This window comes from Ignavibacteriales bacterium (assembly GCA_016709155.1).
Lineage (GTDB): Bacteria > Bacteroidota > Ignavibacteria > Ignavibacteriales > Ignavibacteriaceae > JADJEI01.
Genome location: JADJEI010000001.1, coordinates 910,875 through 935,540, shown reverse-complemented (window position 1 = coordinate 935,540; position 24,666 = coordinate 910,875). Strand labels below are relative to the sequence as shown.

Below are 24,666 nucleotides of genomic sequence, written 5' to 3'. Positions count from 1 at the left end.
CAAACTTTCCATAGATTAGGATTCCTAAAGACTTCGCTATCAATAGATTTCCGCCAAAGTTTAACCCACCCATCCAATTAACTCACCTCCTCGAAATGTTCCTGCTGCTTATCAAGAAGTTTCTGAAGTTCAAATTCATTTTCAGTGCTTTGAATTATATCAATCAGATCAAGCGCAGAGAATAAATCTATCTGGATTTTTCTGATTGCTTTAAGGATAGATTTTTTTATTTCGCTTTCTATTTTGTCCGTCTCTATGAAAGCTATATCAAAGGATGAATAATAACCCTCTGTTATTTGTAACAAACGGCGGATGCTATCATAATAGTTGTTCAATATCTGTCGTTCTGAATCTACCATTAACCCAATCCTTGAAAAAGTGTTAGCTGTGATTGATCTTGAACCGGAAATGATTCCTGGAGGTTGATCTTGTTGAGCGGTAGTATGATTTGTCGGTCAACTGAGGTATTATAGAATGGACTTAGAATTCCCTCTTTTAACCATTTAATTCTGCTTGTCTTTAATACGGAATCATTGAATGGAATTACGATGAATGTAAAATTGTATAGAGATAATATCTGCTCATTAATGCCTAAGCCATTATTAAACATTCTCATAATATTTTTCGAGCTGCGATGAGCACAATAAAAAGTTGAATCATTCAGGTCGAGTTCACCACACTTAAAGTTATTGACCTTCGTATAAATAGCTATTCTGCCATTGCGCAGTTGCTTTTCAATCAATTGATTGACAAAACTGGTTTGTGTATTTTGCATTTGAAAAATCCTTTATTGCCGGCTGATTCTGAACTTCAGACCGACAATTTTTTAAAAAAGAAAAGCCGGAAAGTCTTATGCAATAGACAACCGGCATTTCAAAATCATTGTAAACTTTTTATTTAAGTCAACTTATTATGTCTATTGCTAAAACTATTTTATTCTTTTTTGGGCGGAAGTGGACAAATTATTTTTGGTGGGTTATTTTCGGTTTGAAACAGTATGCCTCGTTAAAAAATGAAACTTCAGTCTTTTTTGGTTTGTGCCTCTTTTATTAAATCTTGATATACCTTGTCGGGATTATATTTAAGAAATCCATCATATACTTTGTCTAGTGTGTTCCTTTGAAATTACCTTCCTAAATTTCAATTGTTTTATTGCCTTATATACCGCAGTTTTTTTATCAGATTTTCCATTTTTAATGCCCCCATACTCTTCGATTAATCTTAATTGCATAGCAGGTATAAAAGCATAAATTATCTCACGTTCTTCAGAATATTTGTTTCCCTGTGGTTTATATGGTTTGTAGATGCCAAGCTTTTTTGCATAATTTCTTTTTGATTATTTTTAGTAATAAAAAATAATGAGGACATTCTAAGAAGCTTGAAATAATCTTCAAGCTGAAAATATAATAAGTCTTTATGGAATGCTTTTATTATTTTGGCTAAATCTCCTTTATTAGCGTCTCTTTCATAATCTCCAATGTTTTTTCTAAAAGTCTCATCCTTTTCTATTTTTTTATATATGGTTAATAAAAAATAATCACGTATAGCATCTCCAATGAGACTATTATTCCTGCTGTCGATAAAATAATAATCAGTCTTGAGTTCAGAGATGAAATTCTCAACTATTTCAAGAACTAAATTATATGTCTTTTGGCATAAAGGCTCGAAATGAACCCAATCGAAGATGCTGATAATCTATTCTTGGTATTTCCCCTTTTAAATCATTAGATTTTTTATTTCTATTTGCTATATCCTTAAGAGTAAAATATTTAGGTTGTGGATTATCTAAGAAATATTGGACTACATTATCCATTTTTTCATCTCACTAATAAAAAATCCCTCACCTGTGTTAGTAGCTGTTGCCACAGCCTCCCTAAAGGGACACAAGTGAAGGATGAAACTTTTATTGGCAATTATTAATAAGTTCATAATAAAATTATAATTTTACACTTAAAAACTCAAGTGGGTTTAATTATCAAATGAGTTTATTCATATATAAATTAAAATATTCGTTATAATTAAATAAATTCTATCAGAGATTTTTTCATCAAACTACTTTCTAATTTTTGCAATAATAAAACTTAAACCAATACCCACAAAGAATGACAAAATATAGTTGATGATTAACTCTAATGTTAAAATCTCTCTGTTCAGTAAATAATATTCAGGTTTTTTAATATTGTATAGTCTGTAAATCTTAACGCTGTCTATATGTGATTCAATCCTTGTTGTCCATTCTTTGGGATTCTTTTCAAAATCGTTTTTTATCTCTTTGTAATTTTTAGATTGTTTTATAAAGTAGTCATTCTCCATTTCGCTCCAATCAAAATTATTAAATTGTATTTGTTTTATTCTTTGGCGAACAGTGCGATAGGAATCATCATCATTTTTTTTACTATTATTTGATTTATTGATCGTCTCTTTTGTTTTAATTTCTTCCAATAGCATTTCCTTAGTCTTTTTATAAGCTAATCTGAAGTTTGATTTGAAAGTATCAACGCCACTTTCATACCTATAACTTAGTGCATCTCCGAGTATTTTATTTAACCTTTTGTAATCCACTGGGTAATACTTTTTCTCAAAATTATAATCGCCAATTTTGAAATACTTTTTATTGCTATTAAAAACTAAATCATAACATTTAATAGGAAGTTCATCAATAATTGAATTTGATCTTCTCTCACTCAAAGTTTTTAATTTCTCCTTGCCCCATTCAAAAGGTGGAAAAAGAGATACTATAAGTGCAGGTAAAAGAAATGCAATAAGAATAATATTGTTTCTATTTAACCGTAGTTTATATTTTGAAAAATCCATTCTTATCCTTCATCGTTCAATACATCATTATAGACTATTTCCCCGGAATTTTTATTAATAAAAATTGCTCTTGAGAGATTTGTTAAATCACCAGATTTTTTGGGCTGATAAGAATAAATGATATACCAGCAACCATCAGGAACACCACCATACATTGCTACTCCTTCTGGTTTTTCCAGTGAAACTTTATAGATTCTTTCTTCTATATCTGGGATAATATTTTTTGCTATTTCAATTGCTTGTTCTTTTGTAATCATATTTTGTATCCCTACATTTTTAGACTTTTGAGATTGCTTCATTTCTTTGTCCTTCTGAATCGCTTTTTGCTTTAGGTTCTTGTATATCGGAGCTAATTCCTTCAACTCCTGTAGCAGGTCTTTGTCCAAACTCCCCAACAGTATCAGAGATTTCTTTAAGTTTTTCGAGTTCTGCTGGATTTGTTCCTCCGATAATTTCATCTGCTTCTCCGTCTGATCCGATAAATTCGTCTTTTCTATAATTTCAGTCCCTTTATTCAAAGAATTTATTAGCGCATCAAATTCCTGCTGCTCATCCATCACACTGAAAAAATAAGATTCTCCTTTCAGGTTTTCTAAATATTCATTTAACATTCTACCGATTAATTCGAGGAGTTCAAAATAATCAAGGTATGATGATTTGTATTCTTTATAGAGGTTATCATAACCGCTAATTAAATACTCATTCGATTTATGAATGAAATGCTTATGACGTTGTTTAAGCAGTATATCTATTTTGGGTTTGGCTTCCTTAAGTAATTTCTTATGCCTTTGGATAACGTCTTTAAACCGAATTTCACTACTAAAAAATTCTGGATGTTTTTCAGCAAATTCAACAAGCGCTTTAATTGAGTTAGCGCCTTTAGTGTCGTCAATAATTCTAAATAAATGTAATCTTGTGCAGTTAAAATGAGCTTCGGCAGTGAACTCAAAGAATAGGGGGAATAATTCAATTGTGTTTTTTCCTTCTCAAAACTTTCATTTAACCTTTTCCAAATTCTATAATGAATTTGACCTCTGAGACATTCTTGAATTAATTCGTATAGTTTTTTATTAAATAAATCATAAGGTTTCAATTTAGTTTCCTAATTAGTTTTTTTATCACTGTTCCATTTTATTGGTGTTTGCCATATTGAACCCTTTTAATGCTATTAAAGTGGAAAGTGCATTACGTAACGCAGATTTGAGTTTATATTGAACCCTTTTTTTAATGCTATTAAAGTCTCTATTTAACATCTTCTTTGGCTGTTCTTTAGGCTCATAAGGTTTGTGGTTGAATGTTACATCTTTCAGACCTAACAATTTGGGCATGTCGCCAAATTTAGATCTAATATCATCAACTTTAGAATCAATGTCGTCTACCGTTCTCTCTATAGAGGATAAATCATTATTCAGAATTGAAACGAAAGTTTCAATACTATTAATTTTATTGTTTATTACTTCAATTCTAATGATAATGTAAATTAAAAAAAGGAGGATGAAAATTTTGAATATATGATTTTGTAAGAAACTTAATAATTTTTTCATTTTATCACTTCTTAATTTTTAATAAATATTTTAAATATTGATACTCCTTTGATGCAATCAAAGATATAAGAAATATGAGTGCAACGATAATATCAATGACAATATTCTTTAATCAAATCATAAGCACCATCATCTCCTAATTCTCCTGCTTTACTCCAATCTAAGCAAGCGCCGGACTTATCTCCTATTAGATATTTTGCAATCCCACGATTATAATATGCTGTTGCATCATTAGGATCAATCTCAATCACTTTGGTGTAATCTTGAATTGCCCCTCTGTAGTCTTGTAAACTGTATTTTGCAAGACCACGATTATAATATGCTTTATAATTAGGATCAATCTCAATCGCTTTGTTGTAATCTTGAATTGCTCCACTGTAGTCTTGTAAATCATATTTTGCAAGACTACGATTAATATATGCTTCTGCAAGATTCGGATTAATCTCAATCGCTTTATTGTAATCTTGAATTTCTCCTCTATAGTCTTGTAAATCATATTTTGCAAGACCACGATTAATATATGCTGCTGCAAGATTCGATTAATCTCAATCGCTTTGTTGTAATCTTGAATTGCCCTCTGTAGTCTTCTAAACTGTATTTTGCAAGACCACGATTATAATATGCTGCTGCAAGATTCGGATTAATCTCAATCGCTTTGTTGTAATCTTGAGTTGCCCCTCTGTAGTCTTCTTTAAACTGTATTTTGCCTTCCCACGATTAGAATATGCATCAGCATCATTAGGATCAATCTCAATCGCTTTGTTGTAATCTTGAATTGCTCCTTTGTAGTCTTCTAAATTAGCTTTTGCAAGACCACGATTATTATATGCTGCTGCAAGATTCGGATTAATCTCAATCGCTCTGTTGTAATCCTGAATTGCCCCTCTGTAGTCTTCTAAATAATACTTTTCAAGACCACGATTATAATATGCTGTTGCATCATTAGGAAATTTTTTAATATAACTTGTGAAATATTTAACTGCATTTTTATAGTCACCTTTTTTAGCAGCATCATATCCTTTATTAAACAGTTCAAACTCTTTATATGCATCATTTTTTGAGTATGAACTAATTTCAACACTTAGAACATCATCAATCGGAATAGCAAAATTTAAGTTCTGCCCTTCCTTAACGGTAAGCGTGCTTATACCTATTAATTCTCCTTTATCATTTACAACAGCGCCGCCGCTGCTTCCGGGTGATATGCTTGCAGTTATCTGAATAAAATCCTTACCTGACTCTTCGTAGCTTCTTAATCCGCTTATTATACCTTCTGAGATAGTGTTTTCAAAACCTAAAGGACTCCCAATAGCATATACTCTTTGACCAATTGTTAAATTTTTTGAATCACCGATTTTTATAGAGGGAAACTTTTTTATCTTCAATTTTTATGATTAAAATATCCTTCTCTACATCAATTCCAATTATATCAACATAAGGGATAATTTCTTTATTATGTAAAACTTCAAGCCTATCATTGCTTGGCAAGGACGTGATAATTAGTTACAACATAACCTTTATCGTTAATAACAACACCGCTGCCTTGACTTGATAATTCATCATTAGAATCATAAGCAAGAATAACCACTACAGCGTCAGAAACTTTTTTTATAAATGTTTTCTGCTGTTAAAGTCTGAGAATAAATATTGGGTGAGAAAACAAAAAGAAGCGAAAGGATGTAAATGCTTAATTTGAAAAGAGGAGGGTGTATAAACTTACCTAAGCTAAATCGCTGCGCAAAGAAATCAAACATAATAATTCCTTAAAAAGTTTTTATTATCAGATATAACTTAAAAACTTTATTGAAATGAGCGCATTTAGAAATTGAATTGACATACTCAGTTCCGGTCAAAAAAATACTTCGTTATCAGTTAAGAAAATTTATAGATTTTGAAATTTATCCCTCCAAAACTTTGACAGCATTTTTTAATGAGTCTATTGTTAAGTGAGCGTAAATCTGAGTTGTTTTAAAGTCTCTCTGTCCGAGTAATTCTTTGATAATAAATAATGATACTCCATTCTTAGCCAGATTAGAGGCGAATGAATGCCTTAAATCGTGCAGGTGAAGTTTTTAAATTTATAGAAAATTCCTTTGCTGCATCTCTTACAGCTTTCTTGAATTTCTTACTGACATAATCTCCGTTGAACCTGAAACCATTATTATTAAATACATAATCTTTACCTTGAATATTTATGACTTTCGGGAGCCTGTTATGTAAGAGGGAATAGAGTTTAGTATTTATTGGAATCACTCTTTCTTTTTTACCCTTAGTAGTAAATTCTTCCGAGTTGATTACACGGAGTATTCTTTCGTCAAACTGAACCTGATTCCATTGAAGGTTTATTATTTCACCCAACCTCATTCCGGTATGAAAGGCGAATACATAAATGTCCTTCATATCATTACTCTCAACATAACTAAGGATTTGGTTCAGTTCCTTCTCATCCATAAACGATGGATTGTTTTGAGGGACTTTAGGAGACTTAATACCAGTCATAGGATTAATCGAAAGATATCCCCAGGTAATAGCTTTATTGAAAGCACTCCTTAAAGTAGCGTAGTGTTTTCTTGCCTGGTGTTTGCTTCCTTTGAAAACATCTGATATAAATTGCTCAATCAACCGGTTAGTCAATTTCTGCAAAGGAATATCACTTGTTGATTCAGTTAACTTTTTAAAAGTTGTTTTAATATCATTGAGATATTTTTTTGAAAGGTTATCCTGGACAAATTGAAAATATTCTTTAGAGAATTCTGAAAGCAGAATAAACTTTAATTGAGGTTTGTTTATCCGATTTTTTTGAAACTCCATAAGAAAGCTTAAAGCATCATTCTTTTTACCTTCACCTGTTGAGATACGTTTAATCCTTTGCTCGGATTCATCAAAATACTGAAGGTGATAATATTTATTCCTCTTGAATAAAAAGGGTTTTCTCATTAGAAACTTTCCTTTCTATTCTCTGGTGATCTAAATAAAAGTAGTGTTAAGTAAAGTGTTAAGCAAAACGTTAACCAAATATGCTTTTTGTAAGGATTGAATTATTATATTTGGTAAAGAAACCTTTGAAATTAAGCTGAATCACAAATGCGCCCATAGTTCAACTGGATAGAACGTCGGATTCCGGTTCCGAAGGTTGAGGGTTCGAATCCTTCTGGGCGTACTTCATATTTTGTTATGGAACATTGACAATTTCATGCTATTTTTAACCTGCTTTTTTATAAAAATGAAATTTTAAGGATTAATAATGTTAACTAAGCGTAAAAAACTTTCTAAAAAAGAAATTAAAGAAGATAAACTTGTAACCACTTATTATAAAGTTTATGGTTTCGTTGAAGAAAATAAAAAAAATGTACTGATCGGAATTGGTGTTTTACTGGCGATAGTAGCAGCAGTATATTTTTATATTTCCCAGAAAGATAAAACCAACGAGCAAGCAGCTATCGAACTTTCCAGAGTGATGAAGAGTTATGATTCTGGAGCTTTCCTTGAAGCAATTGAAGGTAAACAAGGCACTAACACTTTAGGCTTGAAAAAAATTGTTGAAGAATATGGAAACTCTGAAAACGGTGAAACTGCAAAAATCTATCTAGCCAGCTCTTACAATATGCTTGGCAAACATGAAGAAGCATATAAATATTATGAAGATTACAGCGGCAGCATTGATGTTCTGAATGCCGCCTCATTAGCAGGGCAAGCTGGATATTTTGAATATAAAAAGGATTTTGAACAGGCACTAGATTATTATTTACAAGCTTCAAAGATTTCTGCTACTAATCCATCCAATTCAGATTATCTTTTACGAGCAGGAATCAATTACCTCAATCTTGGTAAAAAAGATGAAGCTAAAGAGATACTGGAAGAGATTACCGAGAATTATCAAACCTCGCCTGCCGCTCGTGAGGTTAATAAATACCTTGTTTTAATTAACGAATAAAACATAAACTGACTTGAAGAAATCAGGCATTTTTTTAATAATCTGCCTGATTTTTTGTTTTAAATAGGTCAAAATGTTTTTATTTTGACTAAAACTTTAAAACTATACTTCTTGACTTTCAGGCGGCAGATAGATATTTTTTCATTCACTTATTAATAATTATATATTAAAGAATTATGGCAGATACTTCAGATTTCAGAACTGGTTTAATAATTAAATTTAAAAATGATCTCTATTCTCTTGTGGAATTTCAACATGTCAAACCCGGTAAAGGCGGAGCTTTTGTTCGTACGGTGCTCAAAAACCTTAAAACTGGAAGAGTTTTAGATAATACTTTCAGAGCTGGCGAAGGCATTGATATCGTAAGGGTTGAAAGAAGAAAATATCAGTATCTCTACCGTGACGCTGACTTTCTTGTTTGTATGGAAAATGAAACCTATGATCAAATAAATGTTCCGGTAAATCTTTTTGGTGACAGCGTTCTTTATCTGAAAGAAAATTCAGAAATCGAGATACTTTTTAACGGATCAGAAATAATAACAGTTGAACCTCCAAATTTTGCAAATCTAAAAGTTGTTGAAACTGAACCTGGTTTTAGAGGAAACACTGCTACCAATACTTTTAAGCCAGCTAAATTAGAGACTGGTGCGACTATCAGCGTGCCCCTATTTGTAAATGCTGAAGATGTTTTAAAAGTAGATATTCGAACTGGTGAATACGTCGAAAGAGTAAAATCTTAATTAAAGGAAAATGATGGATTTAAATCTCATAAAAAATTGATCAAACTTGTTGATGCAAGTGAGATAACCGATCTTGAGGTTGAGGAAAATGGTTTAAGAATTAAAGTTGCTAAAAAGATTAGAGTAAATGGCAATTTAATTCAACCGGCATTTGCCCAGCCATCTCAAACTTCAGTTCAAATTTCCGGGTCAGAAATTGAAAAAAACATTGCCGCAACGGAAGAAACGAAAACAACGAACGTCCACGAAATTAAATCACCAATTGTTGGAACATTTTATCGGGCTCCGGCACCGGATGCAGATGCTTATGTTCAAGTTGGTGATATGATAACTTCCGGAACCGTTCTGTGCATTGTTGAAGCGATGAAACTAATGAATGAAATAGAATCAGATGTTACCGGCAAAATTATAAAGATACTTGTCGAAAACGGAAAGCCTGTAGAATATAATCAGCCTTTGTTTCTAATTGAACTAAGTTGATCTCAACTATTAATTTAGAGAAAAAAGTGTTCAATAAAATTTTAATAGCAAACAGGGGAGAGATTGCTCTCCGCGTAATAAGAACCTGCAAGGAATTAGGAATTAAAACAGTTGCCGTTTATTCAGAAGCCGATAAAGACTCTTTGCACGTTACGTTCGCCGATGAAGCTGTTTGTATTGGTCCTCCTTTAGGTAAAGAAAGTTACCTGAAAATCCCCAGTCTAATTTCTGCAGCGCATATTACAGGTGCAGATGCAATTCATCCCGGTTATGGTTTCCTTGCCGAAAATGCGAACTTCTCCGAAATATGTGAAGAATCAAATATTAAATTTATCGGACCATCACCGCAAATGATAAATGCTATGGGTAATAAGTCATTTGCAAAAGATACAATGAAAAAAAACGGCGTACCGGTTATTCCTGGCAGTGATGGAGTAATCACAGATATAAAATCTGCGATCGCCCTCGCCCACCAAATAGGATTTCCTGTAATTCTCAAAGCTTCTGCCGGAGGTGGGGGCAAAGGAATGAGAGTAGTCTGGGAAGAAAGTGAATTTGAGAAAGCTTTTCAAACGGCGAGTAATGAAGCCGAAGCATCTTTTGCTAATTCAGCTATCTACTTAGAAAAGTTTGTTGAAAATCCCCGTCATGTTGAAATACAAATCATGGGTGATACCCACGGGAATGTTTATCATTACGGCGAGAGAGATTGTTCCGTTCAACGCAGGCATCAAAAATTAATTGAAGAGTCTCCTTCACCTATTGTGAATGATGAGTTGCGAGACAAAATGGGCGGCGCGGCAATTCTTGGTGCAAAATCAATTAACTATGAAGGCGCTGGCACGGTAGAATTTCTTGTTGATAAAAACGGGAACTTTTATTTTATGGAAATGAATACAAGAATTCAGGTTGAACATCCTGTTACCGAATCAGTTTATGGAGTAGATCTTATACGGCAGCAAATTTTAGTGGCTGCCGGGCATGCAATCGAAGCAGAACCGGGAAAACCTTTCGGACACAGCATCGAATTCAGAATTAATGCTGAAGACCCTGAACATGGCTTCAGACCTTCGCCCGGCGTTATTCAATCATTACATTTTCCAGGCGGGTTTGGTGTGCGGATTGATTCTCACATTTATCAATCGTACACAATTCCTCCATACTATGATTCACTTATTGCAAAACTAATTGTATGGGGCAGAGATCGCGAACACGCAATTGCAAGGGGACGAAGAGCCCTTGAAGAATTTACAGTTGAAGGAATAAAAACAACTATTCCATTTCACCTTAAAGTTCTTGAAGATCAAAGATTTTTAAGCGGTAAATTTGATACAAGTTTTTTAGATAATTTTCAATTATAAATATTAAAGAGGTGTTATGAATTTTCCAGAGAATTTAAAATATACAAAAGATCACGAATGGATTTTGGTTGATGGTAAGACCGGCACTATTGGAATTACCGACTATGCTCAAGGTGAGCTGGGCGACGTGGTATTTGTTGATATTGACCCAAATCAAAAAAGTGTATCCAAAGGACAATCCATCGGAACTATTGAAGCAGTCAAGACTGTTAGCGATCTTTTTTCTCCTTGCAGTGGTAATGTAATCGAAGTTAATTCTAAACTTGCCGACAATCCTGAAATTGTAAACTCTGACCCTTACAAAGAAGGTTGGATGGTGAAAATGGAAATTACCAATCTTTCTGATTTATCTGAACTTCTCGATGCAGCGGCATATAAGAAATTAATAGGGCAGTAAAATTTGCTTCATAAATTTATTTCGAAAAACAAAATCCTTGAGGTTTTGTTTTTCTTTTTTAAATAGAACAAAAAATAAATGAATCATCAGACGATATTAGTCATTGATTTCGGCTCTCAATTTACTCAGCTCATCACGCGAAGAATTAGAGAGTCCAATGTTTATTCTGAAATTCATCCACACACAATTTCCTTCGAGCAGGTTAACCAATTAAATCCTTCCGGGATTATTTTATCCGGCGGACCAATGAGTGTTTACGATGCGGATGCTCCTGATATTGACCTTAAAATTTTGCAAATGAATATTCCTGTTCTGGGCATTTGCTATGGGCTTCAATTACTTTGTAAAAAGTTTAACGGGCAAGTACAGCCCGCTAAAGATAGAGAATACGGTAAATCAAATCTGATTATAACTGAAAAAAATAAATTTTTTAAGGATGTAAACGAGCAGTCAATTGTTTGGATGAGTCACGGTGATTATCTAACAAAACTTCCCGAAGGATTTAAAGTATCAGGCAAGTCCGACCATTCTCCTATTTGCTCAATTTATAGTGAAGAAAAAAAAATTTACGGCGTACAGTTTCATCCCGAGGTTGCTCACACGCAGGAGGGTGAAAAAATTATTAAAAATTTTCTATTTGAAATTTGCGGCTGTAAAGGTGATTGGACTGCTAAAAATTTTATTGATGAAACAATAAAAACGATAAAAAATAGAGTAGGTAAATCAAAAGTTATTTGCGCCCTCAGCGGAGGGGTTGATTCGACTGTCGCTGCAGTTCTTGTTCAAAAGGCAATAGGTGATCAGCTTGTTTCAATTCACATTGATACCGGGCTGATGAGAAAAAACGAAAGCGATTTGATAGGAAAACTTTTTAATGAAAAATTAAACCTCGACTATATTCATGTTAATTCGTCAGAAAAATTTTTAGCGAACTTGAAAGAAGTTTCCGATCCTGAAATGAAAAGAAAAATTATTGGAAACACATTTATCGAAGTGTTTGAAGAGGAAGCACTGAAGCTTGGCAAAGTTGATTTTCTTGTACAAGGGACTTTATATCCTGATGTTATTGAGTCTGTGTCAGTAAAAGGCAAATCGTCCACAATAAAATCACATCATAATGTTGGCGGACTTCCGGACAAAATGAATCTGAAACTTATCGAACCATTCAGAGAATTATTCAAAGATGAAGTAAGAAATGTAGGGAGGGAGTTAAATATTCCCGATGAATTTATTGATCGTCATCCATTTCCCGGCCCGGGATTAGCTGTTAGAATCCTTGGTAATATCACAGAGCAAAAATTAAATGTACTTCGGGAAGCAGATGATATTTTTATTTCAGAAATTAAAAAAGCCGGAATCTACAATTCAATCTGGCAGGCTTTTGCAGTTCTGCTGCCGGTTCAATCGGTTGGTGTAATGGGGATGCACGCACTTATGAAAGTGTCTTAGCTCTTCGTGCAGTAACTTCCGTTGACGGTATGACCGCCGATTGGTTCACTTTTGATCATGATTTCCTTGTAGATGTTTCCAACCAGATTATAAATAAAGTTCGAGGAATAAACCGCGTTGTTTATGATATAAGTTCTAAACCGCCAGCTACGATAGAATGGGAATAGAAAAAAAAGCAAAACTAAGAGCGCTTGTCGCTCAGGTGGAGCGTTATAAAGAAGAAGGAAATTTTCTTCATGCTTTTCAAATATCTTATTCGCTAATTGAAGAGTTTGAGGATGAGCTTGACTCTTACATGATTTTTAGCGAAGTGTGTGAGGCGATGGGTAATATTAATCCTGCAATTGAAGTGCTAAAAAATTACACAGCAAATTATCCTGACGATAAATATGGGCTAATGTACTTTGGAGAATTTTTGCTGCGAAATTCTAGATGGGATGAGGCGATTAATACATTAAGTTTTATTTTGCCGGAAGATATTCCCGAAGTTTCATTTTTAATCGGGTACGCTCATTTCATGCTTCAAGAATATCAACACGCTGCTCTTCACTTGAAAAGATACATGAAAATTGTCAAGTCTAAATTGGAAACTGAGTCAGTATTCTTATTACGTAAATCTCAAATTCAACTTAACGAATATTCTGATGCGCTTAAGTTGTTAAAAAAATATGAAAAGACTTTCTACTATGATGATACATTTAATATGCTATATGGAATTGTCTATTATGAATTAGAAATGATAGAGCATGCAGTTACTCATATTGAAAAAGCCCTTGCTGTTCGACCGGGCGATCCTGGAATAAATCTTTGGGCAGGTAAAATTTATTTTAAAGTACAAAATTATTCAAAGGCGGAGTCCTCGCTACTGTTTTTTGTAAACCATAATGAAAACATTACGCCAGAAGCCTGCTATTTGTTAGCTGAAATTTATCTTCAACAAAATAATATTAATGAAGCATTGAAGTATTATGATTTAGCTGTAAAATTAGAACCACAAAAAAGAAGATTTATTGAACCGCTTGAGAAATTGATCTATCAGAAAAAAAATATTAATTCAAATGAATAAGATTCTTTTAATACTTTTTACAATTATTCTTTTATTGAACCAGAAAAATTTTTCGCAGGTGGATGAAAAACAGGAAAAAATTAATTCTGAGTTCAATGTTGCCGTCAATTTATTTGAAAAAGGTCAATATGAAGATGCAGCGGTTATTTTTAATAGAATTGTTTCATTATATGAATCCAATGATAAAACGACTGCTTCTATTTTTTTTCTCTGTAAAATTGAATTTGAAGAAGCCAACTATTTCTACTCACTTAGTTTAACGAATAAATTTCTAAAGGATTATCCAGATACTAAATATGCAGATGAAGCACAATTTCTTATCGCAAATATTTTTCTCAAACAGGAAAAGTATGAGGATAGTTTTAGGTCACTGCTTCAGCTAATTGAGCAAACTGCTTCAAGTTCAAATTATGCAGAGGCAAAAAAAATAGCCGAACAAATCTCCATCAATTATTTCAACTCCTATCAGGTAAAAAAAATTACAGATGAGGTGACCTCCTCTAAACTTAAACCCTTTTTATTGCTGCTTCTGGCGAAAGCCTATCAGAAAGAAAACGACACTATAAATTCTATCAGAGCTGTATCTGAAATTATAACAAAGTATCCAACTGCTGAAGAAAGAGCAGCAGCGGAAAATTTAAAAGGCAGCGACTTGAATATTGGGAATAGCGGAGAAGGTACGGTGGTGGCTGTGCTGCTTCCCTTATCAGAAATTAGCGATCCGTTAAACAAATCTGCAGGTGATGAAATCCTTGACGGAATTAAATTTGCTTTTTCAGAGTTTAATAAAAGCAGAAAAGATAAAATTGGGTTGTTGGTAAAAACTTCCTCCACCGATGGGCAGAAGATAAGTGAAATAAAAGAGGAGTTAATTAATAATGAATCAGTCAAATGTATCCTTGGACCAATCTTCTCCGATGAAGTTCGAATGACACTGGAGGCACTTAATGATACTGACATTCCTATTATTTCACCAACTGCTACGGATGCTGATTTGACAATGATCTCTGACAATTTTTTTCAGGCAAACCCTCCCATTGCTGAGCGGGGAAGGATGCTTGCACAGTATCTTTACTACGTAGAAGACAAACATCGGATGGCTGTATTTAATTCTATTGATAATTACTCACCCCTCCTCGCTGCATCATTTATAACAGAATTTGAAAATCTCGGTGGTGAAATAGTGTTGAGGGAAACTTATCGAAAAGATAACTATGATTTCAGTTCTCAGATAACTAAAATAAAATCAGTCGCCAAGCAGATAGAAGGAATATATGTTCCCCTTTCAGATAAAAGCGATGCCTCAATTCTTCTTTCTCAGCTTTATTCCGGCGGAATAGATTTGCCAATCTATGGTAATCAGGATTGGTATCTTGTTAAGGATATTGAATCTGTTTCTTCGCTAAGTAATAAACTCACTTTTACCTCAGATTATTTTATTGACTTTCAGGATAGCAGCTTCGATGTATTCTCCAAATCATTTTCAGCGCTCGCCGGATATCAACCCGGAAGAAACGTTTTATATGGCTACGACACGGGGAAATACATTCTTACCATATTACGAAATATTAATAACAGTAGAAGCAATATCAAGATGAAAATGATTTCCGGAGTTATCAGCAACGGGTATCATAATAATATTTCATTCGATTCGAAAAGAATTAATAAATATATCAACATCGTAAGATTTAGAGATGGGATTTTTGAACTCGTTGATAAATTCCGTTCGGATTAAAAATCGAAGGAGGGTGAATGAGCGGCGTTAAAGAACTCCCATTAGAAGATAGACCACGGGAAAAGTTAGTATTGCGAGGTGCACAAAGCCTTACCGATGCGGAACTGCTCGCTATTCTATTGAGAACAGGAACGAAAGGAAGGTCTGTTATTAAGGTAGCTCAGGATTTAATGGACGCAGAAGGTAATCTTGCTGTACTGGCTACTAAAAGTGCTTTCGTATTGAAGAAACAAAAAGGAGTAGGTAAAGATAAAGCTGCAACACTTCTTGCAGCATTTGAAATCAGCAGGAGAATTCTTCATCAAAGTAAATGGTTTTCTAATAAAAAAATTACGTCACCGGTGGAAGTTGCAGAAATTTTTATTCCGCTTTTGCATGATGAACTAAAAGAAAGATTTATAGTCGTTTCACTTAATTCGGGAAACAAGGTGATTAAGTGGGATACCATTTCAATCGGGAATCTAAATTCGAGTGTAGTGCATCCGCGTGAAGTATTTAAAAGTGCAATAGAAAATTCTGCTGCTAGTATAATTTAATTCATAATCATCCAAGCGGAAATTTAGAACCAAGCAATGAAGATATTAGTATCACAAAAAAAATCGTGGAGTCTGGAAAGATTTTAGATATTCCGGTATTTGATCATCTGATAATAGCAGGAAACGGTTATACAAGTTTTGTTGAAAAAAGATTGATATAAATTTTTGCCCTTAAAATTCATTGCTAAACCGCATTATTCACTTAAAAAAAATTGAATAAAAAAATCTTTTTGTTGATAAAAATCTTTCAAATTGATATTTTAACAATGAACAATTAACATAATTAATCGGAGGTTACTATATGAAATTATTAATGAATCTGAGAAGTGTCATTTTCACAGGAGTTTTGGTGACAGCAGTTGCATTTATGACCGGATGCGGCGGAGTCAGTGAAGCACAGATGTTGGAATTACAAAACTTACAAAAACAGGTTACATCTCTCGAAGCAGAAGCTAACTCGCTTAGAGAAGAAAGAACAGCATTAGAGAAAGAAATTCAGGAGAAAAATCTGAAACTCGCTCAATGCGAAAAGCAAAAAGAAGAGACTAAAGCCAATCTCGAAAAAATGTCCAAGTAATAAAAAGTTTTTTAACAAACCCTTCATAGGAGGTTATATATGAAATTGACAAAATATTTGTTCGGAATTCTCTCACTTATGATTATCTTTTCAGCGAGCCTTATCGCTCAGGAAATGACAACTGAAGAGTGGGAAGCTGAAATGCAGAGACTTAGAGATAAGTCTGAAATGCTTACTCAGGAAATTAACACACTCAAAGCTGATGTAAGTAATTTAAAATCCATGGAAATTCAACCATACGAAGATTGTATGAACGAATTATACGCCATGGTTGGAGCAACAAAATCTGATATTGATAATTTCAGAAAAGCAGTTGCTGATTTAGAAGGAATGATCAAAAGAAAAGAAGGTCCTAAAGCTGACAGACAGAAAGACCTTGATGCCCTTAAGATGAATAAGATAAGCGCTCTTCCTGAATTCTATGATAAGGTTCATAACCAGTTGCAAAGAATGCTTGATAATTGGGTTGAGGAATCTAAGGAAGTTAATTATACAGTTGTTAAAGGTGATTGCCTCTGGAACATAGCAAAAAAATCTGATCATTACGGAAATGCTTTTGCATGGCCAGTAATTTATAACGCTAACAGAGATCAAATTAAAAATCCCGATCTTATTTATCCAAAGCAAATTTTCAAAATTCCTCAGTTAACTCAAGAAGAAAAATCTAAGTACGAAAAACTGAAAATGAATTATAAACCAGCTCCGGTTCAATAAGCGCTTCTCAATTTGCTAATTGTATTTTCTATAATGATGCCCTTGTCATCTAATGATGATGAGGGCTTTTATTTTTTAAACGAAATATGACTGCTTCAGAAAAAAGAATTACTCTTGAAAACGTAGATATGCTTAACCTATTAGGAGTTAACGATTCAAATCTTAAATTAATCGAGGATAAATTCAATTCCACAATTATCGTTAGAGGCGAGACTGTAACTATTAAAGGAGTTATTGAAGAAATTGAAATAATTGAAAAGGTATTAAAAGAAATGGTGTTTGCATTAAACACCAGCGGAAAACTCCTTGAACGCGATGTTGAAACAATCCTTGATCTTACAATTGATGGTAAAGAAATAATCAGCGAGCAGGAATTTGATAAAATTATTCTTTACACGAAGAATGATGTAATAAAAGCCAAGACTCCAGGGCAGGTGAAATATTTAGAGACTGCAATTAAGAATGATATTTGTTTTGCGATTGGTCCGGCAGGAACGGGTAAAACTTATCTTGCTGTTGCTTTCGCAGTCAACGCCCTAAAAAAAGGTATAGTAAATAAAATTACTCTTGCCAGACCGGCAGTCGAAGCTGGCGAAAACCTTGGATTTTTACCCGGTGACTTTAGAGAAAAAATTGACCCCTACCTTCGTCCACTTTATGATGCGCTTGACGATATGATCCCTTCCGAAAAACTCAAAGGTTATCTTGAAAAGAAAACAATTGAAATAGTTCCTCTTGCGTACATGCGCGGCAGAACATTAAACAACGCATTCGTAATTCTTGATGAAGCTCAAAATGCAACCGACACACAAATGAAAATGTTCTTAACCAGACTCGGTGCAAATTCCAAAGCCATAGTTACAGGTGACATTACCCAGATAGATCTTCCTGCAAAATCAATAAGCGGTCTAATTCAAGCAAAGGAAATATTACAGGGAATACAGGGGGGTTGGTTTTGTCTATTTTGAAAAAGCCGATGTGGTTCGTCATAAACTTGTTAAAGATATCATTAACGCTTACGAAAAATTTAACGGCAATTCAAAATAATCATTATTGCCGAAGGTGCTTGCACTCTTCCCAATATTTATCCATTTCCTGCAAAGATGATTCGGTTAAAGATTTTCCGCTTTCTATAATTTTTTGTTCGACATAACTGAATCGCTTAATGAATTTTTTATTTGTCATGCGCAGGGCGCTTTCAGGATTTACTTTTAAATAACGGGCGTAATTAACAAGAGCAAAAAATACATCTCCTATTTCTTCTTCAAGTCTTGTTAAGTTATTTTCTTTCTCAGATTCGTGCATCTCTTTAATTTCCTCGATTACTTTCGCCCAAACATCCTCCTTTTTCTCCCAATCAAATCCCACTTTTGATGCCTTTTCCTGAAGGCGATGTGCACGATGAAGTGCTGGAAGATTCTCCGGCACCCCTTCCAATAAAGATGTTCTTCCTTCTGTCATTTTTATTTGTTCCCAATTTATTTTTACTTCTTCGGCATTCTTAACCACGACATCACCAAAAATATGCGGGTGCCGACGGATGAGTTTCTCTTTCAATTGATCAATAACCTCTTCAAGTGTGAATTTTCCATCCCCCTCAGCAATTTCTGAATGAAATACAACATGTAGAAGTAAATCGCCAAGTTCCTTTTTCAGTTCATCATAGTTTTTATTTTCGATTGCCTCCACAACTTCATAAGCTTCCTCGACCGTTGCGGCTTTAATTGAATCATTGGTTTGTTCTTTATCCCACGGGCATTCTTTTCTAAGTCTTTTAACTATATCTACTAATTCTGTAAATTTGTTTGTCATTATAATCAATTAGTTTTTTGAATAATATTTTTATTTCTAAAATAATAAATTTAGCGGAGGTATTGACATGATAGAAGATAAATTAATCGAACTTGGGCTTCAACTTCCAATAGCACCAATTCCGCTTGCTTCTTATGTGCCTGCGGTTGTTGTAGATAACTTGATTTTTACTTCAGGACAAATTCCGGTATTGGAGGGAGAACTGAAATTCAAAGGTAAGATAGGAAAGGATTTAACGGAAGAGGAGGGTAGAAGCGCAGCCGAATTATGTGTGTTGAATTGTTTAAGTGTGATTAAAAACTCAGCGGGAAGTCTTGATAATATTGAAAAGATAATTAAAGTAACAGTATTCATAAACAGTGCTGATAATTTTACAGGGCAGCCTAAAGTTGCCAATGGAGCTTCCGATCTGTTGGTAAAACTATTCGGCGAAAAAGGAAAACATGCACGGAGCGCGGTTGGTGTTAACGAACTGCCTATCAATGCAGCAGTGGAAATTGAAATGATTGCCCGTCTTGCTGGATAATTTATCTCTATTCGAGTGCAAACTAATTATTCGTAAATAAATATTTTAATTCAATTAAGACAGCAGCCAATTTTTAACAAGCTTTTTCCCATTTTCGGTAAGAATTGATTCAGGATGAAACTGAATTCCTTCAATCGGAAAGTTATTGTGCCTAATTCCCATTACAAGCCCGTCTGAAGTTTCGGCAGTGATTATCAAATCATCGGGGAGCGTATTTTTGTCAACGATTAGAGAATGGTAGCGCATTGCAGTGAAAGGTTGGGGCATATTATTAAAGATTTTATTTCCATCATGATAAATTTTAGAAGTCTTGCCGTGTAAAAGCTCAGATGCTTTCACAACTTTGGCTCCGAATGCAATTGCAATTGCTTGGTGCCCCAGGCAAACACCAAGTATAGGAATTCGACTACCGAAATGTTTGATTGCAATCATAGAAGCCTTAGAATTTTCAGGTTTACCAGGACCCGGCGAAATTAATATTTTATCGGGTGAAACCAATTTTATTGATTGCTCGTTTAATTCATCATTTCTCTTAATTATAATTTTATATCTGGAAGAATTTATTAATTGAACAAGATTAAAAGTAAACGAGTCGTAATTATCAATTACTAATATTTTCATTAGTCATATTTTTATTTTTATTCTATTCAAAATATGAACATCTAATCTAAATATTAAAAATACTTCATCCTCGATTTTTGTAATTAAAATCACTTTTAAGTTGTAAGATTACCTTGAAAGTAAGGTGCTCATCTAAGTATATTAGCACAAGAAAATAAAAAAACTAATGAGTACGATGACAAGAGAAATGTTCAAATCAAAAATTCACCTGGCAACTGTAACACAAGCAGAACTTTATTATGAAGGAAGCATAACTGTTGATAAAACACTGCTTGAAGCCGCAGATATTTTACCTTTCGAAAAAGTTCAGGTTGTGAATGTAAACAATGGTTCACGGTTGGAAACCTACACTTTAGCAGGTGAAAAAGACAGCGGAATCATTTGCCTCAATGGTCCTGCTGCAAGGTTAGGTTATGTTGGTGATGAGATAATTATTATTGCATATTCACAAATGCCAGACGAAGATGCCAGGTTGCACAAACCTCGTATAGTGTTCGTAGATAAGCAGAACAAAATTAAAAATATTAATTAGGTATAATCATATCAATTGACAAATTGATTCCATTTTGTTAACATTGAAATAAAATTGAGAAATTACATGAAAATATTAATTTTAGTTTCGGTTGCTATATTAAGCTTAAATACTTTTGCACAATTCAAAGGTTCAGGTTTTCCGAAGGAAAGTATTAAAGAAGGAATTGTATCTGAGCAAACAGGTGGTTCTATATTTAGTTTCTTGAATTCGGATTCATTTCACATGAGCCATTCTTACAGCTTGTCTTACACAGGCTTTGGCGGGCAAGGTTTGGCGCTTGGGGTTTACACCAACAGTATGTTATTTAATCTATCGAATAATTTTAATGTGCAGGTTGATGCAAGTTTAGTTCATTCACCGTATAGCTCATTGGGAAAAGATTTCTCGAACAGCCTTACAGGAATTTATCTTAGCCGCGCAGCAATAAATTATAAACCCTGGAATGATGTTTATATTTCAGTTCAATATCAAAATGTCCCTAATTATTATTATCCTTACAGCCATGGTTTATTCAATAGTTATTATGACCCGTTTTTTGAAAGATGACTTCACATTTTCAGAAGTAGGAATTAAGTGAAGGATAAAACTCCCCCTATAATTTTAAAGTTCGATAAATCTTCCAATCTCGTTTTTAATCTTATTATTTTTGTTTTGATAGTTGGCATAGTTTATCTCATCTACTCCTTGACTGTCAGAATTTCATTAGTGCGTTCGGAAAATGAAGCAGAGCAAAAGGCGTCAAAATCAGGTTTCGGAATTCAGGTCGAGGTATTAAATGCTTGTGGAGCTTCCGGTGTGGCTGATATTATAACAGATCATTTAAGAAAAAATAAAATTGATGTAGTTCAATTGGGGAATTACCGTTCCTTTGATGTAGATTACACAATAATAATTAATAGAAGCGGCGATAGGAACAAAGCTAATTTTACCGCCGATCTTATCGGAATTGAAAGGAATAAAATAGTTGATCAGGTTAATAAAAATTATTTTTTAGATTTATCTGTCATTATCGGGAAAGATTTTTCACAATTAAAACCATACAAATAGGAATGCAAATTTGAAACAAAAAGATTTTTTAAATAGAATTACCGAATTGATTTTCAATAAAAAAGGATCGGATGTTAAAATACTCGACCTTAAAAATCTGGCAGCCTTTGCTGATTATTTTATTATTTGTTCAGCAGACTCTACCACGCAAGTAAAAGCAATCGCCGATGAGATAGAAGATAAATTGCAAGAGCAGGGGATAAGATGCTGGCATAGAGAGGGTTATAAAGCACTTAGCTGGGTGTTGCTAGACTATGTGGATTTTGTTATCCATGTCTTTAAAAAAGATGCTCGTGAATTTTACAACCTGGAAAAACTTTGGGGTGATGCAGAGATTACGATTGCTGAAGATCCTGCTCTTCAGCCTGTTGTTAAGCATTCCACTCCAAAACCAAAAGGCAGACCTAAAAAAATTAAACCCGAATAACGTCATTATACTTAAAGAATAATATTGAACGAATTTTTAAAAACAATTTTTAAAAAAACTTCTGAGAAGCTGTCATACTTAAATAATATTGAGCTGATCTTCGAAGTACCAAAATCCAGAACAAATGGTGATCTTTCTACTAATGCTGCAATGTTGTTGACAAAACAGCTTCGTAAAAATCCAAAACAAATTGCTGAAGAGATTATCTCTAACCTGGAATATTCTTCCGATGAGATTTCTAAAATTGAAATTGCAAGTCCCGGTTTCATCAATTTTTATTTTAGTCCTAAATTCATTTCATCAATTATAAAAGAAATAAATCTTCATAACGATGATTTTGGTAAAAGTAAAAAATATAATGGTAAGCGGGCTAACGTAGAATTTGTTTCAGCAAACCCAACAGGACCTTTAACAGTCGGACATGGACGCAATGCTGTAATCGGGGATACAATTGCTAATCTTCTCGAATGGGTGGGGTACAAGGTTGACAGAGAATATTATTTTAATAATGCCGGTAGACAAATGCGTGTGCTTGGCGATTCAGTTCGCCTGCGTTATTTACAGCTTTTAGGAGAGGAAATAACTTTTCCAGAAGATTACTATCAAGGCGAATACATTCGAGAAATTGCAAAAGAATTGTTCGATGAATTTGGAGACTCGCTTCAAACTCAGTCAGCCGAATCTATTTTTAAAGAACGAGCCGAACAAAATATTTTTGCTGATATTAAAAATACTTTGAAGCGGCTGGGTATCGGGCACAAAATATTCTATAACGAAAATTCCTTGTACGAAGAAAAGAAAATTGATTCGATCCTTAATACTTTTAAAATAAAAAACCTTTCATATGAAAAGGATGGAGCCATTTGGTTAAAGTTTTCCGAACTTGGTCAGGAGAAAGATAAAGTTATTGTCAAATCATCGGGTGAACCAACGTATCGTCTTCCCGATATTGCATATCATATTACCAAATTTGAGCGTGGTTATGATCTGCTTGTTGATCTTTTTGGCTCTGATCATAATGCCACTTATCCTGATGTCCTTGCCGGCATTAAAGCACTTGGATATGATCCATCAATCGTTAAAGTACTTATCCATCAATTTGTAACGATAATGCAGGGGGATGAAATAGTTAAGATGTCAACAAGAAAGGCTAACTTCATTACACTCGATGAGTTAATTGACGAAGTCGGTTCGGATGTTGTCAGATATTTTTTTAATATGCGAAACATTAGTTCGCACATGAATTTTGATTTGAGTCTTGCAAAAAAACATTCCGATGAAAATCCCGTTTTTTATTTACAATATGCACATGCTCGAATATGCTCAATATTAAGAATGGCAGAAACCGAGAATATTTCCCCATCCTTTGATTCGCTTGATTTGTTAAAAGCAGAAGAAGAGCTTGATTTGATTAAGAAGTTTCATCAGTTTCGCAGCGAAATCTTAAGCAGTGCTGAGCTTTGTGAGACAAACAAACTTTGCAATTACCTCGAAGAGCTTGCGGCATTGTTTCATCACTTTTACACTGTTTGCAGAATTATCGGTTCTGAAAGGAAATTAGCAGAGGCAAGATTGGCGCTGATTGTAGCTGTGAAAATTGTATTGAGAAATGGACTGAGTATTCTTGGAGTTTCTGCACCCGAAAAAATGTAATTCCCTATCAAGCAATTGCGATTGAAGCTGCAAAAATCTTAGCCACACCCTTTTCTGATAAAGCCCTGGCACATTCCGAAATAGTTGCACCTGTTGTAATCACGTCATCAACTAATAATACTCTCTTATTAATTAGCTGCTGTTCCTTTCTTGGCTTGAAGGCTTCAGCCATATTTTGCAGTCTTTCTGCTTTGGTTTTCGTGGTTTGCGATTCAGTGTAGCGCTGCCTTTTAAGATGGAAGTTTTTTACTGGAATTCCTGACATTGATGAAATCCCTTTTACAATATAATCCGATTGATTATATCCCCGTTCAGCTTTTTTCAAATGATGAAGAGGTACTGCAATTAAAAAATCAATTTCCCAAAGATCAATTTTTTCTTTGAATGATTGATAAAGAAGTTGTCCGAAGTATCTTCCTATTAAAAATCTATTTTGATACTTAAAAGAATGAAGAATGTTTTGAAGCTCTTTGCCTTTTTCAAACTCGTACAGCGAAATAAATTCAGTTATGAGTTTTTCCCCGGCAAATTTTTTATTGTACTCATAAGTTAATCTTGTTTGGGCAACGCGAAGCATAGAGGAAAGGCAATCTCTGCAAATGGGTTCTGTATTAATATCAAGTTTGGAACCGCATCCGGGGCAAAATCTCGGAAGGAAAAAGCCAAATAAATTATTTTTAAGACTTATAAAATTCATA

28 protein-coding genes, 1 tRNA gene and 3 pseudogenes are annotated in these 24,666 nt (G+C 33.9%); 19 read left to right on the top strand and 13 right to left on the bottom strand.

Annotated features, from left to right (window positions below):
* Positions 1–77 precede the first annotated feature (77 nt).
* From IPH11_04835 to IPH11_04790, 10 genes are all read right to left on the bottom strand, one after another.
* Entirely contained in the window at positions 78–359 is a 282-nt protein-coding gene (locus tag IPH11_04835) for a hypothetical protein (GenBank protein ID MBK6913009.1), read from the bottom strand.
* A complete protein-coding gene (locus IPH11_04830; GenBank protein MBK6913008.1) occupies positions 359–775 on the bottom strand; it encodes a hypothetical protein in 417 nt (138 codons plus the stop codon). Before IPH11_04830 ends, IPH11_04835 begins: the two co-directional genes overlap by 1 nt.
* 864 nt (positions 776–1,639) lie before the next feature.
* Complete coding sequence (locus IPH11_04825; protein ID MBK6913007.1) at positions 1,640–1,813, bottom strand: hypothetical protein; 174 nt, start codon at positions 1,811–1,813, stop codon at positions 1,640–1,642.
* A 239-nt stretch (positions 1,814–2,052) separates the two neighbouring features.
* Complete coding sequence (locus tag IPH11_04820) at positions 2,053–2,814, bottom strand: hypothetical protein (protein MBK6913006.1); 762 nt, start codon at positions 2,812–2,814, stop codon at positions 2,053–2,055.
* A 2-nt stretch (positions 2,815–2,816) separates the two neighbouring features.
* On the bottom strand, positions 2,817–3,785 hold the full coding sequence (locus IPH11_04815; protein MBK6913005.1) for a hypothetical protein: 969 nt from the start codon (positions 3,783–3,785) through the stop codon (positions 2,817–2,819).
* A gap of 147 nt (positions 3,786–3,932) precedes the next feature.
* Positions 3,933–4,358, bottom strand: a complete 426-nt coding sequence (locus tag IPH11_04810; protein ID MBK6913004.1) for a hypothetical protein — start codon at positions 4,356–4,358, stop codon at positions 3,933–3,935.
* Positions 4,359–4,450: 92 nt separating this feature from the next.
* On the bottom strand, positions 4,451–4,876 hold the full coding sequence (locus tag IPH11_04805) for a tetratricopeptide repeat protein (GenBank protein ID MBK6913003.1): 426 nt from the start codon (positions 4,874–4,876) through the stop codon (positions 4,451–4,453).
* A gap of 69 nt (positions 4,877–4,945) precedes the next feature.
* Positions 4,946–5,743, bottom strand: a complete 798-nt coding sequence (locus IPH11_04800; GenBank protein MBK6913002.1) for a tetratricopeptide repeat protein — start codon at positions 5,741–5,743, stop codon at positions 4,946–4,948.
* A 513-nt stretch (positions 5,744–6,256) separates the two neighbouring features.
* Positions 6,257–6,421 (bottom strand): tyrosine-type recombinase/integrase, encoded by a 165-nt coding sequence (locus IPH11_04795; protein ID MBK6913001.1) that lies wholly within the window; start codon positions 6,419–6,421, stop codon positions 6,257–6,259.
* Positions 6,390–7,295: a tyrosine-type recombinase/integrase gene (locus tag IPH11_04790; GenBank protein MBK6913000.1), complete on the bottom strand. Its 906-nt coding sequence runs from the start codon at positions 7,293–7,295 to the stop codon at positions 6,390–6,392. Before IPH11_04790 ends, IPH11_04795 begins: the two co-directional genes overlap by 32 nt.
* Positions 7,296–7,444: 149 nt before the next feature.
* Here IPH11_04790 and IPH11_04785 point away from each other — a divergent pair.
* The 13 genes and pseudogenes from IPH11_04785 to IPH11_04725 all read left to right on the top strand — a co-directional run bounded on the left by IPH11_04785 (position 7,445) and on the right by IPH11_04725 (position 18,394).
* Positions 7,445–7,518 (top strand) — tRNA-Arg (locus tag IPH11_04785).
* An 84-nt stretch (positions 7,519–7,602) separates the two neighbouring features.
* On the top strand, positions 7,603–8,292 hold the full coding sequence (locus IPH11_04780) for a tetratricopeptide repeat protein (protein ID MBK6912999.1): 690 nt from the start codon (positions 7,603–7,605) through the stop codon (positions 8,290–8,292).
* Positions 8,293–8,468: 176 nt separating this feature from the next.
* Positions 8,469–9,032 (top strand): elongation factor P, encoded by a 564-nt coding sequence (gene efp, locus IPH11_04775; GenBank protein ID MBK6912998.1) that lies wholly within the window; start codon positions 8,469–8,471, stop codon positions 9,030–9,032.
* Positions 9,033–9,068: 36 nt separating this feature from the next.
* Positions 9,069–9,512: an acetyl-CoA carboxylase biotin carboxyl carrier protein gene (gene accB, locus IPH11_04770; protein ID MBK6912997.1), complete on the top strand. Its 444-nt coding sequence runs from the start codon at positions 9,069–9,071 to the stop codon at positions 9,510–9,512.
* Between the two features lie 26 nt (positions 9,513–9,538).
* A complete protein-coding gene (gene accC, locus IPH11_04765; protein MBK6912996.1) occupies positions 9,539–10,873 on the top strand; it encodes an acetyl-CoA carboxylase biotin carboxylase subunit in 1,335 nt (444 codons plus the stop codon).
* Positions 10,874–10,889: 16 nt separating this feature from the next.
* Positions 10,890–11,270 (top strand): glycine cleavage system protein GcvH, encoded by a 381-nt coding sequence (gene gcvH / locus IPH11_04760; protein ID MBK6912995.1) that lies wholly within the window; start codon positions 10,890–10,892, stop codon positions 11,268–11,270.
* 78 nt (positions 11,271–11,348) lie between these two features.
* Positions 11,349–12,886, top strand: a pseudogene (guaA, locus tag IPH11_04755) (glutamine-hydrolyzing GMP synthase).
* Entirely contained in the window at positions 12,877–13,785 is a 909-nt protein-coding gene (locus tag IPH11_04750; GenBank protein ID MBK6912994.1) for a tetratricopeptide repeat protein, read from the top strand. The pseudogene guaA and the gene IPH11_04750 overlap by 10 nt, the downstream one beginning before the upstream one ends.
* Complete coding sequence (locus IPH11_04745; protein MBK6912993.1) at positions 13,778–15,520, top strand: ABC transporter substrate-binding protein; 1,743 nt, start codon at positions 13,778–13,780, stop codon at positions 15,518–15,520. The genes IPH11_04750 and IPH11_04745 overlap by 8 nt, the downstream gene beginning before the upstream one ends.
* Positions 15,521–15,537: 17 nt before the next feature.
* Positions 15,538–16,217: pseudogene (gene radC, locus IPH11_04740) on the top strand (DNA repair protein RadC).
* A gap of 140 nt (positions 16,218–16,357) precedes the next feature.
* Positions 16,358–16,633 carry a hypothetical protein gene (locus IPH11_04735; protein MBK6912992.1) on the top strand — a complete coding sequence of 92 codons (276 nt, stop codon included), beginning with the start codon at positions 16,358–16,360 and terminating at the stop codon, positions 16,631–16,633.
* A 39-nt stretch (positions 16,634–16,672) separates the two neighbouring features.
* Complete coding sequence (locus tag IPH11_04730; protein MBK6912991.1) at positions 16,673–17,347, top strand: LysM peptidoglycan-binding domain-containing protein; 675 nt, start codon at positions 16,673–16,675, stop codon at positions 17,345–17,347.
* 86 nt (positions 17,348–17,433) lie between these two features.
* Positions 17,434–18,394 (top strand): annotated as a pseudogene (locus tag IPH11_04725) (PhoH family protein).
* Positions 18,395–18,397: 3 nt separating this feature from the next.
* Here IPH11_04725 and mazG read toward each other — a convergent pair.
* Entirely contained in the window at positions 18,398–19,159 is a 762-nt protein-coding gene (mazG, locus tag IPH11_04720) for a nucleoside triphosphate pyrophosphohydrolase (protein ID MBK6912990.1), read from the bottom strand.
* Positions 19,160–19,226: 67 nt separating this feature from the next.
* Here mazG and IPH11_04715 point away from each other — a divergent pair, with 67 nt between their 5' ends.
* Positions 19,227–19,685 carry a RidA family protein gene (locus IPH11_04715; protein MBK6912989.1) on the top strand — a complete coding sequence of 153 codons (459 nt, stop codon included), beginning with the start codon at positions 19,227–19,229 and terminating at the stop codon, positions 19,683–19,685.
* Between the two features lie 54 nt (positions 19,686–19,739).
* Here the strand turns inward: IPH11_04715 and IPH11_04710 are convergent, their stop codons facing one another.
* On the bottom strand, positions 19,740–20,306 hold the full coding sequence (locus IPH11_04710; GenBank protein ID MBK6912988.1) for an aminodeoxychorismate/anthranilate synthase component II: 567 nt from the start codon (positions 20,304–20,306) through the stop codon (positions 19,740–19,742).
* Positions 20,307–20,481: 175 nt separating this feature from the next.
* Between IPH11_04710 and IPH11_04705 the strand changes: the two genes are divergently transcribed.
* The 5 genes from IPH11_04705 to IPH11_04685 all read left to right on the top strand — a co-directional run bounded on the left by IPH11_04705 (position 20,482) and on the right by IPH11_04685 (position 23,968).
* Positions 20,482–20,838 carry an aspartate 1-decarboxylase gene (locus IPH11_04705; GenBank protein MBK6912987.1) on the top strand — a complete coding sequence of 119 codons (357 nt, stop codon included), beginning with the start codon at positions 20,482–20,484 and terminating at the stop codon, positions 20,836–20,838.
* 66 nt (positions 20,839–20,904) lie between these two features.
* Entirely contained in the window at positions 20,905–21,387 is a 483-nt protein-coding gene (locus IPH11_04700; GenBank protein ID MBK6912986.1) for a hypothetical protein, read from the top strand.
* Positions 21,388–21,414: 27 nt separating this feature from the next.
* Positions 21,415–21,888 carry a LytR C-terminal domain-containing protein gene (locus IPH11_04695; protein MBK6912985.1) on the top strand — a complete coding sequence of 158 codons (474 nt, stop codon included), beginning with the start codon at positions 21,415–21,417 and terminating at the stop codon, positions 21,886–21,888.
* 10 nt (positions 21,889–21,898) lie between these two features.
* Complete coding sequence (gene rsfS / locus IPH11_04690) at positions 21,899–22,315, top strand: ribosome silencing factor (GenBank protein ID MBK6912984.1); 417 nt, start codon at positions 21,899–21,901, stop codon at positions 22,313–22,315.
* A gap of 24 nt (positions 22,316–22,339) precedes the next feature.
* Entirely contained in the window at positions 22,340–23,968 is a 1,629-nt protein-coding gene (locus tag IPH11_04685) for an arginine--tRNA ligase (protein MBK6912983.1), read from the top strand.
* 7 nt (positions 23,969–23,975) lie between these two features.
* Here IPH11_04685 and IPH11_04680 read toward each other — a convergent pair whose 3' ends face one another.
* On the bottom strand, positions 23,976–24,665 hold the full coding sequence (locus tag IPH11_04680) for a ComF family protein (protein ID MBK6912982.1): 690 nt from the start codon (positions 24,663–24,665) through the stop codon (positions 23,976–23,978).
* Position 24,666: the final 1 nt, after the last annotated feature.